The following is a 13,304-nucleotide window of genomic DNA, read 5'->3' on the forward strand; positions in this document are numbered from 1 at the left end:
CCGAAGCGAATCAAGGCGCTTTTCTTTTCCACCTCACCCCGGTGATCCCCACGCGGTCGCCGGGGTGACGTGCGTGGCTCGTCACCGATCCCCTACCCCGCGCGTCGGCGGCCCACGGGTCGCAGCCCCGCGACGCGGACCACCGCATCGGTCAACGCGAAGTCCGCGTCGGCGGCCTGTCCCTTGACATCCCCGTTGAGTGCGGCGACGACCATCACCGCCGCGGCAATCGACTCCGAATCCCACGCCCGCCCCTGGGCCTGAGCGTTCTTCACCCGGCGCGGCGACATTCCCAATTCGGCTGCCGCGGAGGCATCGACGTTCCCAAGGGCACGCACACGAGCGATCGCATGCACCGCCTCGGCCAAGGCATCGGCCAGCAGCACCCGCGGGACGCCGTGGTGCAACGCCCAGGCCAGTGACTCGAGCGCACCCGCACGGTCTCCGGCAACCGCCTTATCGGCGACCTCGAAACCACTCACCTCCGGACGGCCCTGGTAGTACAACCGAACCGACTCCTCGTCGACCTTGCCGCCGGTATCGGCAACGAGCTGGCTGCACGCGGCCGCCAGCTCCCGCAACGCGGCACCGACGGATTCGACGATCACCTCCACCACATCGTTGGAGACCCGGACGCCCAGGGTCCGGAACTCGTTGCGGACGAACGTCATTCGCTCCGACGGCCAACGCGGCGCCACACACTCGTGCACCGAGGCGTCGGCCTTGCGAAGATCCGTGGCCAGCGACTTCGCGCGGCCGCCCCCCGTGTGGATCACCAGCAGGGTGACGCCCTCGGGTAGCGCCCGTGCCGTCTCGGAGAGCAGCGCCGCCGGCTGCTTACCGGCATCGGCGGCCGACTCCACGACCACCACCCGCTCGTCGGCGAACAACGACGGGCTCAGCAATTCCGCGAGTTCCGGGCCTGTGACGTCACCGGCCCGCACCCTGGTCACCGGGACGTCGGTCCCGGCGGCCGCCGATCGCTGCGCCACCACATCCTCGATGACGCGGCCGGTGAGGAAATCGTCGTCCCCGAGGAGCAGATGCAGTCGTTCGGTCACGGGCCCCATCGTGCCAGACCCCGCCGGCACCGGAGCACCGCGATCCGCACCGAGTCGGCGTCGATGTGACGGACCGCAGCAGCGACGGCGACGATCATGGCCGAGCACATCAACGACACCATCACCCCGGGCCAGCCTTCCGGTATCCCGATCATCGCCCACTGCCACGACCCGAGGCGATCAGCACAGGTGAGCATCCACCACACCTCTGGTGCCATGGCGCGGATCAGCAACTCCGACAGCATCATCGGGACACCGTCTACTGCTCCGACCGCCCCGATCAGCGCTGCCGCGGTGCCGACGATCCCGACGACGGCCACCACCGGCGCGACAGCCACATTCGCCAGTACGGTGACCAGGCTGAGGGTGCCGGACAGGTACGCGATCATCGGGGAGGTGGTCACCGCGGCCGCAATGGCCATCGCCGTCACCTCGGCTATCCCGGCGGGCACCCGGATGGCCCGCAGCGCATCACGGATACCCGGGGCGACCATCACCAGACCCGCGGTGGCAACGACGGACAGTGCGAATCCCGAATCTCGGGCCAGCTCCGGCCACCACAACACGCCACCGATTACTGCCGCACCAAGCGCGGGCAACGCCTGCGAGCGCCGCGAACTGAGCACTGCCAGCAGGCCCACCCCGCCCATCATCGCCGCGCGCAGCACACTCGGTGACGGACGCACGAGGATGACGAAGCCGACGATCGTCAGGGCACCGGCGACGGCCACCACTTTCGGTGACGCGCCGGCCAACCGGAACGCGAAGATCACCGCACCGCACACCACCGCGAAGTTGGCGCCGGAGACCGCGGTCAGATGGAGCAGACCGGCAGCCCGGAAGTCGTCGCGGACCTCCGGCGACAGCGCGCTCTCGTCGCCGAGGACCAGACCTGGGAACAATCCCGACGACTCCGGCGATAGTGCCCGTACGGCGTTGCGCTGCAACCGTTCCCGGATGTCACCGGCGATCCGCTGGTGCGGCGGGGGACGTCCCAGCAAGGTCGGCGCACCTGAGGCAGTCACCCGCGCGACGACGAGTTCTCCCGGCGGCGGCGGACGTACGGTCACCAGGACCCGCACACGCTGCCCCGGAAGCACACCGGCCCATGACTGTGCCCGACCAACCAGTTCGGCCGGTGCCGTGGACACCGGTCGCCGTGCGACGGCGTCGATCTCGACGCGGGCCCGCACCATGCCCGCCGCGGATGGACCGAACGCCACCGGATCCTCACGCAGGGTCAGCCACATCGTGACCTTGCCGCGCATTTCGTGCACCGGATGACGGTCACGGGTTTCCAGCCGCAACGCCATCGCCGTCGCGCAGGTCGCGGCGAGTACCGTACATATCAGTGCCGGGCCGACGATCTCCCACCGCAGGCGACGCGATCGCCACATCAGGACGACGACGACCGCGACCACAGTCGAGGACACCGCGATCATCACCGACACGCTGACCGTGGCCCCGAGGCATACCGCCGTGATCAGCCACACCGACACCGACGGTGACAGCAGCCGCAGATCCTGATCCCGCATTCAGACCGTCACCAGTCCGCGTAGCTTGGCCAATCGGGACGGACCGATCCCGTCGACCTCACCGAGCTGCTCGACGGAGCCAAAAGTGCCGTTGCGCGTGCGGTAGTCGATGATCGCCTGCGCGGTGACCGGACCGACGCCGGGTAACGCGTCGAGTTCGGACTCCGATGCGGTGTTCAGGTTGACCAAACCGCCCACGCTCCCGGCGGCACCTGCGGCCGGCGTGTCCGCACCTGTCGAATCCGGCCCCCCGGGGTCACCGGTCTCCGAGCCGACCGCGGTTCCGGCGGCGGATGCGCCGCCCGAGGGCACGACCGCGCTGCGCAATGCCAGCCTGCCCTCCTGCGCCGCGTAACCCACGAGGATCTGGTCGCCGTCGCGAACGGGCTGCGCCAAATTCAACGAGACCGTGTCGGCACCCTCACGCGTGCCGCCGGCGGCGGCCAGTGCGTCGGCGATCCGGGCGCCGCTGTGGAGTCGGACCACACCTGGCCGGTGCACCAATCCGACGACACTGACCACCACCTGGGCATTGGCGGCAGGTGGTTGTCCCGCACCCGAGGCGGACGCGCGCGACGGTGCAGAAGCGGCATCGGAGACGTTCGACGATGTTGCCGGCTCTCCCGGAGCGCCGAAGTCCACCGCGGGTGCCTCTCCGGAATCGGCGAACAGACCGAATCCGGCGATCACGCATGCCGCGACGCCGACAAGAATGACGGCGATCGCGGCCGGAGGGGCGACGGCGAAGCGGCGGCGCGGCCGGTCGTCACGTCCGTCCTCCACGTCGTCGTCGGCATCAGGGTCGGCTCCATCGGGGTTGGCGTCATCGTCGAAGTACGGGCCGCCGCCCACCGAGGGGTTACCGACCCGGGCGGAGGGGGTCCCGGCGTGGTCGGGGCGGACCGGGGCAGGATCGGTGGCGACCGGATCAAGCCAGCCCGGCAGTGCCACCACACCCCACCCGTCATCGCCCGCGGTCCGCGGCGGCAACGGATCGCCACCGCCGGAGTGTGCATCGGAATCAGGTTGCAGGGCTGAATCATCGAGTTCGAGGGGTGCCGGTACACCGTCGGCGACGCGCTCCAGCCCGGAGAGCCGGTCGAGTGCCGAACGGCGCCGAGTGCGGGCGTGAGCGTCCTCGGCGCCGGCCCGACGCGGTGTTCGTGAGGTGTCACTCATGTCAGCGAACCTACGGCGATGCACAGACCTGTGCGGTCGCCTGCGTCGTCGTCGCCGGCGATCTGTGTAGCGCCGCAGTTCTGTGGACTACGGATCGAAAATCGCCGGCGGGTCAGTCGATCTGGTCGGCGCCCTCGATCGGGTCCAGGTGGGTGGTCACGGTCAGACCGAGTGCGCCCGGTCCGATATGACTGCCGAGGATCGGACCGAGGTCGACGGTCAGAGCGGAGGTCACCACCCGCAGCCGTTCGCGGACCGTGTTGGCGAGATCGTGTGCGGCGTCTGGGATCTGGCAGTGGTGCACGCCGAGGGTCACCGCCCGGCCGTCGGCGAAGTCGACCGCAGTGTCGGTCATCTTCGCCACAGCCCGCGAAAACGTCCGTTGTCGCTCGCGCAGGGTCAGGATGCCGTCGTCGATGGCGAGTATCGGTTTGATCGACAACGCCGACCCGAGCAGTTTGCCCGCCGCACTGATGCGGCCGCTGTTGCGCAGGTTGTCCAAACTCTGCACGCAGATCAGCGATTCGGCGGTGGAGGCTTGGCGGATAGCCGACTCGTAGACCCGGTCGCGGTCGGCTCCGGCGGCCGCGGCCTGCGCAGCGGCGATGGCCGCAAAGCCCAGGCCCAGCCCCACCGAGCGGCTGTCGACAACCCGGATCAGGCCGGGATGATTCTCGGCGGCCAGTCGCGCGGCACCCCACGTCCCCGACAGTCGCCTCGACATCATCACCGCGACCACACCGGCACCGTCGCTGGCCGCGACTGCGGTAGCGAACGCGGTGGCGAGTTCCTGCGGATTGGCGCCCGAGGTCGTCACACCCGATCGACTGATCAGATCGTCGGGAATGTCGTCGATGCCCTCACGGTAATCGACACCGTCGAGGGCCAGGTGCAACGGGACCACCGAGATGCGATAGTGCTCGGCGATCGCCGGTGGGAGGCGGGCCGAGGAATCGGTGACGACGACAACAGGCACGGGTCTACGTTAGCCGTTGCATCCCGGTGCCCCACGCCGGTGTGGGGCACTCGGGATTGGTGGCGGTTGTCGCGCTCAATCCGTCAAGATGGGCGCGAGGACCGCGGCGACCGCATCGGCGATCTGCCGGTGACAGTCGAATCCCCAGTGAATCCCGTCCGGGTTCATCTCGTCGGCGGCGTCGGCGAAGTGCGCCCGGGTGATCGAGGAGAACTCGACGGTCGGCACACCCGCCGACGATGCCCACTGTTGCATGGCCGCCGTCGTCGGGATACGACCGGTATGTACGTTCCCGTAATAGGGACTGCGGTGTGTGGGCGGCAGACACACCACGACCGGCAGATCGGGCCGTAGCCGGGTGAGCGCGTCGACCACCTTGTCCAGGTGCTCGACGGTCACCTTCGGCGGGAGCGCCACCGGCCAGCCGAGGCGCGACGCGCGTGGTTGCCACCACTGATATCCCGTGCGCACCGCCTGTCGCAGCCGCGGCGGACGCAGATACCGGATCTGTTCGCGCAGCGCCGTCGGCAGGGGCGAAGGGAGGCTGTCCATCCCGCCGATCGCGAGAACGACCGCGCGCGCCGACGGGACTGCCGACCAGATGTTGGGGTCTTGGGTCAGCGCCCACCACACGTCACGGCTGGTCCACCCCACCCGGCCGAACAGCCGGGTCGGCAGACACACTCGTGCGCCGAGGAGGTTCGGCCAAATCCGTGGATCGTCGGCGGGCAGTCCGCCGCCGGGACCGTAGTATGCGAGCGAGTCCGACAGCACGAGCAGGCAACCGTCGGAGCACGCGGCGGGGGCAGGGCCCGCCGGATCGGGACCCGTCGGGTCAGGCACCGTCACTGGATTGCCGAGTCGGTCGCCTCGGCCGAGGCGTTCCACACGTCCAGGCGCCATCGCGGATTCTCACCGGGAGCCGCATGCCCGGACAACTGCACCCAGCTGGTGTTCGCCAGGCCACCGAGAATCGGCCACCGCGCCACCGGCAGATCCAGCAAAGCAGCGGTCATCGCGGCGATGACCCCGCCGTGTGCGACCAACACCACCGGCGACTCCGGCGATACACCGGTCCCCCAGTCCTCCAGTGCAGCAACGAGTTCGGTGACGACCGGCACCGCCCGAGCGGCGACGTCGACGCGGCTCTCGCCACCCGGCGGCGCCCAGGTGGCGTCGTCGCGCCAGATCGCCCGGGCACCGGGTGCCTGCGCGTCGACCTCCAGATGGGTCAAGCCCTGCCACTGCCCCAGGTGTGTTTCGCGCAGCCGCTCATCGGACTCGACCGACAGTCCGGTCGCCAGCGCCAACGCCTCCGCGGTGTCGCGGGCGCGACGCAGATCCGACGACCGGATCACCATGGGATTTTTGTCTGCCAACGCTGCTGCAGCCGACTTTGCCTGCTGCACACCGATTTCGGAGAGATCAGTATCGAGCTGCCCCTGCATCCGACTGGTCGCGTTATAGCCGGTCTGTCCGTGCCGCAACAGGATCAACCGGCGCACGATCGGCGTGAGGCGTTCGACGGAGGTGTCGCCGCTGTCGGGACCGCCACTCACTCGGACTCCTGATCGCTGGTGACCTCGACGGTCGGACAGTCCTTCCACAAGCTCTCCAGTGCATAGAAGGCGCGCTCGTCGGCATGCTGAATGTGGATCACGATGTCGATGTAATCCAGCAGCGCCCAACGACCTTCGCGAGTACCTTCTCGGCGCACCGGTTTGTAGCCGGCCTCGCGCATCTTGTCCTCGACCTCATCGGTGATCGCATTGACCTGGCGCTCGTTGTCGGCGGATGCGATGACGAACAGGTCGGTGATCACCAATTGTTCGGAAACATCGATGACGGCGACGTCGTGACCGAGTTTGTCCTCGGCCGCCAGCGCAGCCACCCGCGCCATCGCCAATGCCTCGGCTGATGCAGTCACACAAGTCCTTTCATTACAGCGGCCGCCCCGAGCGGCGCATCATGTCGAACGGCGGGATCGGTCACGGCGCCGACACCCGGGCGGAGTTGCTGCGCAGCGGTCGATAGAGCCGCCGCTTGGCGATGTACTGCACGACGCCGTCGGGAACGAGATACCAGACGGGACGTCCGTGCGCAGCGCGCGCCCGGCATTCGGTCGAGGAGATCGCCAGGGCCGGGATCTCGAGCATCTGCAATGTTTCCGGGGGCAGATCCTGAAGATGCTGAGACAGGTGACTCGCATTGAGTTCGTAACCGGGCCGACTGACGCCGATGAAGTTGGCCAGCTCGAACAGCTCTTCCCAGTTCTGCCAGGACAGGATCGATTCGAGCGCGTCGGCGCCGGTGATGAAGAACAGTTCGGCGTCGGGCAGAGTCGCGTTCAGATCCCGCAACGTGTCGACGGTGTAGGTGTTTCCCTCGCGGTCGATGTCGACGCGACTCACCGAGAAGCGCGGGTTGGATGCGGTCGCGATCACCGTCATCAAATAGCGGTCCTCGGCGGGTGAGACCTCTTTGCTGCGCTGGTCGTCCTCGCTGCGCGGATCGACACTGTCACGCTGACCGACACTGCGCGGCTGATCGACGTCCTCGGGCCCCGATCCTTCGTCCTCGCCGAGTTTCTGCCAGGGCCGCCCGGTGGGCACGAAGATGACTTCGTGCAGCGAGAACCGGTGCGCCACCTCACTGGCCGCCACCAGGTGGCCGTTGTGGATCGGGTCGAACGTGCCACCCATCACGCCGATACGGCGGCGCGCCTGGGGGCGGTCGGTGGACATGAAGGCTGAGTCTACGCGGTGGGAACCGGCGAGCCGGTCGCGACGGCGGGCGGGCGCATCGTCACACCGGTAGCAGGTCGGCGATGACGGTGGCGAGCTGGCGGGCGTTGCGACACTCGAACATCTCGATGACCTGGGCATAGTCGTCGGCGACCGAGTCGCCGGTGCCCCATTCGGCGCCGGCCTCGGGGTTGAGCCAATAGGCGTGGCGCGCGCGTTCGACGAGTCGGGCGAGCAGTTCGGTGCGGGGGAAGCCGAAGTTGGTACGGGCGTCTCCGAGGATCAGTAGTGCGCCGCGGTGGGTGAGGGTCTCGGCGTAGTCGTCGACGAAGCCACGCAACATGTTGCCGTAGTCGGAGTGCCCGTCGCGGGTGATGAGCCGGGCGGTCGAGATCATCCGGTGCATCGCTGCCCGGGAGTCACCACCGAAGCCGGCGTCGGCGTCGTTGCGCGGGTCGAACAGATCGGTCACCTCGTCGACGGTGTCGATGAACGCAAACACCCGGACCTTCGAGAACTGCTGGCGCAGTGCGTAGACGAGGTTGAGAGTGAATTGGGAGAACCCGGCAACCGAGCCGGAGACGTCACAGATGACGATCAGTTCAGGCCGTCCGGGTCGGGGTTTGCGGTGGCGGAGTTCGATGGGCACCCCACCGGTCGACATCGATGCGCGCAGGGTGGTCCGCACGTCGACCGGACCGCGATGGGCGCGTCGGCGGCGGATCTCCAACCGCGAGGCCAACAATCGGGCCAGCGGGTCAATCGTGCGGCGCAGTTCGGCCTGTTCCCTGGCACCGGCGGTGAGGAAATTGATGTTCTCCGGCAGGCTGGGCACCGCGTATTCACCGACGCGTTCGCGGCCGTTGCGCGCCGACATCCGGCGTTGGGTTTCGCGTTCGATCGCCGCGCGGACCGCTGCGGCCCGATCACCGGCGGCCCGGCGGAACATCGGCTCGGTACCCAGATCGAGATCCGACGGCGCCCCGCCGGCCATCGCCGCCGCGATCCGGGCGATTAGGGTCTGCGGGTCGATTACCGACAGCGCTTGATACGCCGAATACGCCTCACCGCGGGCGGATTCGTACCGCCCGAGCGTTTCGACGATCTCGGCGACCATCGCGTCGAGACGGCCGTCGGACGCCGAGTCGGGGTCGGCCAGCAGGGTGGCCAGCGCGTCGCGGGTGGCGGCGATGTCCACCTCGCCGTCGGCGGAGCGCGGCAGCTCCTCGGTACTGGTGCGCACTCCGGGTGCGGCCGGGAACCACAGGTCGAAGAGCCGATCGAAGGCCGCCCGATGCAGATGGTCGTCGAGCAGTGTCGCCGCGAGTCCCTCTCGCAGACTGCTGCGGTCGAGCAGGTCGAGGACCTCGACGGCACGTGCGGCGTCGATCAGTTTCGACGGCCCGACCACCACACCGCGTCGGCGCAACTCGTCGACGAAGTCGGTGAGGTGGGCGACGAATGGCGTGGTCTCCGGCACGGCCGACATCAGCCGAGTTTGAGTTCTTTGATGGCTGTGGTGAGATCCGGTCGGTGTTTGAGTACGACTCCGAGGGTGCGCGCGATCAGTCCGTTGTCGAGCCGATGTCCCGACAGTCCGGAGGTGGATTCCCCGGCGCCGAGCGCGAGCAGGGTGTTCGCCCAGTCGATGGTCTCGGCCACCGACGGCTTCTTGCGGATGTCGAGGGTGCGTAGGACGCCGACCACCCGGACGAGTTCGGCCGCCAGCGACTCGGTGAGCGCGGGCACCCGGGAGGCAAGGATGTCCTTCTCCCGCTTGGCGTCCGGGAAATCGATGTACAGGTACAGGCACCTCCGCTTGAGGGCCTCGGACAGTTCGCGGGTGGCATTGGAGGTCAACAGCACGATCGGGCGCCGGGCGGCGACGACGGTGCCCATCTCGGGGATGGTGACGGCGAAGTCGCTGAGCACCTCCAGCAGCAGGCCCTCCATGTCCACGTCCGCCTTGTCGATCTCGTCGATGAGCAGCACCGTGGCACCGGGCCGCGATATCGCGGTCAACAGCGGCCTCGGTAGCAGGAACTCCTCAGAGAAGATGTCGGTCTTGGCCTCTGCCCAGTCCCGGGTTCCGGTCGCCTGGATGTGCAGGATCTGCTTGGCATGGTTCCACTCGTAGAGCGCCCGCGCTTCGTCGATGCCTTCATAACATTGCAGCCGCACGAGTTCGGCGTCGGTGGCGGCAGCGATAGCCCGGGCCAGTTCGGTCTTGCCGACCCCGGCGGGACCCTCGACGAGTAGCGGTTTGCCGAGCCGATCGGCCAGGAAGGTGGCAGTCGCGGTGGCGTCATCGGGCAGGTAGCCGGTGCCGCGCAAACGGGCGGCCACGTCGGGAACATCGGCGAAGGACGGGTGCACCGTCGAGTTGATGTCGGTGGGCGTTGTACTCACGGAGGCTCCTCTCACACCTGGCGGATGTGGCCGTCGCCCCAGACGACCCACTTGGTGGAGGTCAGTTCGGGCAGACCCATCGGACCGCGCGCATGCAGTTTTTGCGTCGAGATGCCGATCTCGGCACCGAATCCGAACTGCTCACCGTCGGTGAATGCGGTGGAGGCGTTGACCATCACCGCGGCGGCGTCGACGCGGTCGGTGAACTCCTGAGCCGCGGCCAGATCGGTGGTGATGATGGCCTCGGTGTGTCCGGTGCCGTAGGTGTCGATATGGGCGACGGCGGCGTCGAGATCGTCGACGATCTTCATCGCGATGTCGAGTGAGAGGTACTCGTCGGCCCAGTCGGCGTCACTGGCGGGTTCCATGTCGGCCTCGTCGCCGTGGATGACGACTCCCTGCGACCGGAGGGCCTGGCTGATCTTGGGCATCGCCTCGGCGGCGATCGCCTTGTCGATGAGCACCGTCTCGGCGGCGTTGCACACGCTGGGCCGCCGCGTCTTGGCGTTGAGAACGATGCGAGTGGCGACGTCAACGTCGGCGAGTGCGTGCACATAGACATGGCAGTTGCCGGTTCCGGTCTCGATGGTCGGCACAGTGGCGTTGGCGACGACGGCGTTGATCAGCCCTGCTCCGCCGCGCGGGATGACCACGTCGACCAGTCCCCGCGCCCGGATGAGCGCTGTCACGCTGGCCCGGTCGTCACTGGGCAGTAATCCGACCGCATCAGCGGTGACCCCGTTGGCGCGCAGGGTGTCCTGCAGTATCCGGACCAGTTCGGCGTTCGATGCCGCCGCCGATGACGAACCGCGCAACAACACGGCGTTGCCGGACTTGAAGGCGATTCCGAAGGCATCGACAGTGACGTTGGGCCGCGCCTCGTAGACGATGCCGACCACCCCGAGCGGGACACGTTCCTGACGCAGTCGCAGTCCATTGGGCAGCGTCTTGCCCGCGACGACCTCCCCGATCGGATCGGGCAGTGCGGCGACCTGGCGCAGCCCTGCGGCGATTCCGGCCACCCGCTCGGGTGTCAGCCGCAACCGGTCGAGCAGACTGCCCTCGATCCCCGATTCCTCGGCGCGTGCGAGATCCTCGGCGTTGGCGGCGATGATCGACTCGGTCGTGGCCTCGATCTGCTCGGCAGCGGCGATAAGCACCTCGTTCTTGGCGGCGGTGGTGAGCCGGCCCAGAGCGCGGGATGCGTTCTTGGCGGCCGTGGCCAGATCGGCGACGGTCTGCTCGACACCGCTGTCGGTGGGGCTGACGGCGGGTGCGCTCATGGATTCTCCCGGTGCGGTGTGGCGGTGCGTGGTCGGTGATGTCTCCTGGTCGGCACGCCTGCTGGCCGGCTATGACGACCAGCAGAGGCCGACCACCAGAGTACGTGCGGCCACAGACGACTCCCTACGTTGGGCCCGCCGTCCGACAATGCCTCGGCGCTGCACGGTCATGACCCGCCTGCACCAGCCCGTCGCGCCGTCGTCGGGAATGGACGGGCACCCTGGGTATCGGCGGTACCGGTGGCGTCGGTGGCGCGCCGATGTCATCGGCGGCCCGGCGGTAGAGCGTGTGATGCTGGGCCCAGGCGGCTATCGCGACCACCACCGGATCCATCGGCAGTGAGGCGAAGGGCGCAGACCATCGATGCGCGAGGCCGCAGTGATCGGCGCCTGCTCTGCCCAACCAGGCTTTGCCCACTACGACTGTGCGCGGTCGACTCGCGTGACCTCCCAGTCGATCACCCATGTGCCGGCCGAGACGACGCCACATATCTGGTGACATGCCGACCGATCCGCCGGCTGCCGGGTCGAGCGTTTCGCACGATGTGACACACCAGATGGGTCCGTGCCTCAACTGATCTGCACTGCCTTCGGGCCGCAGCTACCGGTGGGCTTGCCGGAAAGTTCCTCGACCCGCGACCCATCCGAGGCGCCGGCGGAAGCGAATGACTCAGTGAGCACGCCCACTCGGACAGGCTCATTCCGCCCACAGTGAGGAAGAACATGCGATCCACCGCAGCAACCCGAATCACCTTGGCCGCATCGGGTTTCGTACTCGCAGCCGGCTTGGTGACAGGATGTTCCAGTAGTGACGACTCCAGCGCGTCGACGCCCACCACGACGAGCAGCATGTCCGGGATGAGCGGCATGACGAGCACGAGCGCAAGCGCTGCCCCGGCCGCCGATCTCGTCGGAAGCGGCTGTGCCGCCTACGCACAAGCCAACCCGAGCGGTCCGGCGTCGGTGAATGGCATGGCCACGGCACCGTTGGCCACCGCCGCGGCGGCCAACCCCGAACTGAAGACCTTGACCCAGGCCATCTCCGGCAAGCTCAATCCGCAGGTCAACCTGGTGGACACGCTGAACAACGGACAGTACACCGTGTTCGCGCCGACCGATGCCGCGTTCGCCAAGCTCCCCGCTGCGACCGTCGAGCAGCTCAAGACAGACTCGGCGATGCTGACCAAGATACTCACGTATCACGTTGTGTCCGGCCAGATTTCCCCGGCCGACATCGACGGACAGCACAAGTCACTGGAAGGTGGCACGGTGACGGTCACCGGGTCGGGCAACGACATCAAGGTCAACGAGAACAGTTCGGTCGTCTGTGGTGGCATCAAGACCGCGAATGCAACGGTGTACCTGGTCGATTCGGTGCTGATGCCCCCGAGCTGACCCCGCTCCGGCATCGAAACCCCTGACTCCCAACAGGATCGGCCCTCAACAGGAATCGAGTACCTCGGTGAGCACCTGCCGGCTGGCCGCATCGACGGCCAGCCGGTAGGCGTCGGCGACCGCAACGAACTGAATGGAATACCGGCAGTGGAACGCTCGCAGCGGCGGCATCCACACGGCCGGCTCGCCATCACCCTTGGCCTGATTCGACGCGGCATCGACCGCAACGAGATTGGCGGGGTCATTGGCGAACTCGACGCGACGCTGCGCCGACCACGACCACGCACCCAGATCCCACGACAGTGACAGCGGCACAATGTGATCGATCTGCACGGCGATCGCGGACCGTTCCCGGCGGAAGAGCACGGTCGCACCGGTGTACGGGCTGCGGAACTCACCGGTCAACACGGCCTTCGGACAACTGCGCACTGACCCGACGGCGACATCCGACAGGTCACGCATCAGGATGTCGTTTCGCGTGTCGCAACCATTGTGCCCGCCGGTAACCGAGACCGCGTCGGTCCATGCCACACCGAACGCCGACCGTTGGTAGTCGCCACGATCGGGTCGGTGGGATACCACCGTCATCCGGCTCAATGATTGCAGCGCGCGGCGGGCATCGGCATGAACGGCCGCATCGGGCGCCCCTCGGTCGAGTTGAACGGTGACGGCAACGGCTACCGCCGTGACCACCACCGCAAGCAGAAGCACCCACCGTCGCA

The 13,304-nt window shown here is 67.9% G+C and carries 14 protein-coding genes; 2 read left to right on the top strand and 12 right to left on the bottom strand.

The genetic code is table 11. The features are described 5' to 3' along the window. Positions 1 to 92: 92 nt before the first annotated feature. From holA to EF294_RS09200, 11 genes are all read right to left on the bottom strand, one after another. Positions 93 to 1,070: a DNA polymerase III subunit delta gene (gene holA / locus EF294_RS09150; RefSeq protein WP_123928525.1), complete on the bottom strand. Its 978-nt coding sequence runs from the start codon at positions 1,068 to 1,070 to the stop codon at positions 93 to 95. Then, positions 1,058 to 2,596, bottom strand: a complete 1,539-nt coding sequence (locus tag EF294_RS09155; protein WP_123928527.1) for a ComEC/Rec2 family competence protein — start codon at positions 2,594 to 2,596, stop codon at positions 1,058 to 1,060. Before EF294_RS09155 ends, holA begins: the two co-directional genes overlap by 13 nt. Then, positions 2,597 to 3,775, bottom strand: coding sequence for a ComEA family DNA-binding protein (locus EF294_RS09160; RefSeq protein WP_123928530.1), 1,179 nt, complete (start codon positions 3,773 to 3,775; stop codon positions 2,597 to 2,599). 112 nt (positions 3,776 to 3,887) lie between these two features. Then, complete coding sequence (locus EF294_RS09165) at positions 3,888 to 4,751, bottom strand: DegV family protein (RefSeq protein ID WP_123928533.1); 864 nt, start codon at positions 4,749 to 4,751, stop codon at positions 3,888 to 3,890. A 75-nt stretch (positions 4,752 to 4,826) separates the two neighbouring features. Then, positions 4,827 to 5,594, bottom strand: coding sequence for a diglucosylglycerate octanoyltransferase (octT, locus tag EF294_RS09170; RefSeq protein WP_123928535.1), 768 nt, complete (start codon positions 5,592 to 5,594; stop codon positions 4,827 to 4,829). 2 nt (positions 5,595 to 5,596) lie between these two features. Continuing rightward, the gene (locus tag EF294_RS09175) at positions 5,597 to 6,310 is read right to left on the bottom strand and encodes a histidine phosphatase family protein (RefSeq protein WP_123928538.1); all 714 of its coding nucleotides are present in this window, start codon (positions 6,308 to 6,310) and stop codon (positions 5,597 to 5,599) included. Then, positions 6,307 to 6,678 (bottom strand): ribosome silencing factor, encoded by a 372-nt coding sequence (rsfS, locus tag EF294_RS09180; protein WP_123928542.1) that lies wholly within the window; start codon positions 6,676 to 6,678, stop codon positions 6,307 to 6,309. The genes EF294_RS09175 and rsfS overlap by 4 nt, the downstream gene beginning before the upstream one ends. A gap of 61 nt (positions 6,679 to 6,739) precedes the next feature. Beyond that, positions 6,740 to 7,495, bottom strand: a complete 756-nt coding sequence (gene nadD, locus EF294_RS09185) for a nicotinate-nucleotide adenylyltransferase (RefSeq protein ID WP_123928546.1) — start codon at positions 7,493 to 7,495, stop codon at positions 6,740 to 6,742. Between the two features lie 61 nt (positions 7,496 to 7,556). After that, positions 7,557 to 8,984 (bottom strand): vWA domain-containing protein, encoded by a 1,428-nt coding sequence (locus tag EF294_RS09190; protein ID WP_123928549.1) that lies wholly within the window; start codon positions 8,982 to 8,984, stop codon positions 7,557 to 7,559. Next, on the bottom strand, positions 8,984 to 9,904 hold the full coding sequence (locus EF294_RS09195; RefSeq protein WP_123928552.1) for an AAA family ATPase: 921 nt from the start codon (positions 9,902 to 9,904) through the stop codon (positions 8,984 to 8,986). The genes EF294_RS09190 and EF294_RS09195 overlap by 1 nt, the downstream gene beginning before the upstream one ends. 11 nt (positions 9,905 to 9,915) lie before the next feature. Continuing rightward, positions 9,916 to 11,187, bottom strand: coding sequence for a glutamate-5-semialdehyde dehydrogenase (locus EF294_RS09200; RefSeq protein ID WP_123928555.1), 1,272 nt, complete (start codon positions 11,185 to 11,187; stop codon positions 9,916 to 9,918). On the opposite strand from EF294_RS09200, the gene EF294_RS22540 reads away from it, so the two are divergent. Together EF294_RS22540 and EF294_RS09210 are read left to right on the top strand one after the other, a co-directional pair. Next, on the top strand, positions 11,186 to 11,530 hold the full coding sequence (locus EF294_RS22540; protein ID WP_123928558.1) for a hypothetical protein: 345 nt from the start codon (positions 11,186 to 11,188) through the stop codon (positions 11,528 to 11,530). The two genes, EF294_RS09200 and EF294_RS22540, sit on opposite strands and share 2 nt — an antisense overlap. A gap of 380 nt (positions 11,531 to 11,910) precedes the next feature. Then, on the top strand, positions 11,911 to 12,582 hold the full coding sequence (locus tag EF294_RS09210; RefSeq protein ID WP_123928560.1) for a fasciclin domain-containing protein: 672 nt from the start codon (positions 11,911 to 11,913) through the stop codon (positions 12,580 to 12,582). A 45-nt stretch (positions 12,583 to 12,627) separates the two neighbouring features. Here the strand turns inward: EF294_RS09210 and EF294_RS09215 are convergent, their stop codons facing one another. Continuing rightward, entirely contained in the window at positions 12,628 to 13,275 is a 648-nt protein-coding gene (locus EF294_RS09215) for an HNH endonuclease family protein (RefSeq protein ID WP_342774333.1), read from the bottom strand. Positions 13,276 to 13,304 lie beyond the last annotated feature (29 nt).

It is taken from the genome of Gordonia oryzae, assembly GCF_003797185.1.
Taxonomy (GTDB): Bacteria; Actinomycetota; Actinomycetes; order Mycobacteriales; family Mycobacteriaceae; genus Gordonia; species Gordonia oryzae.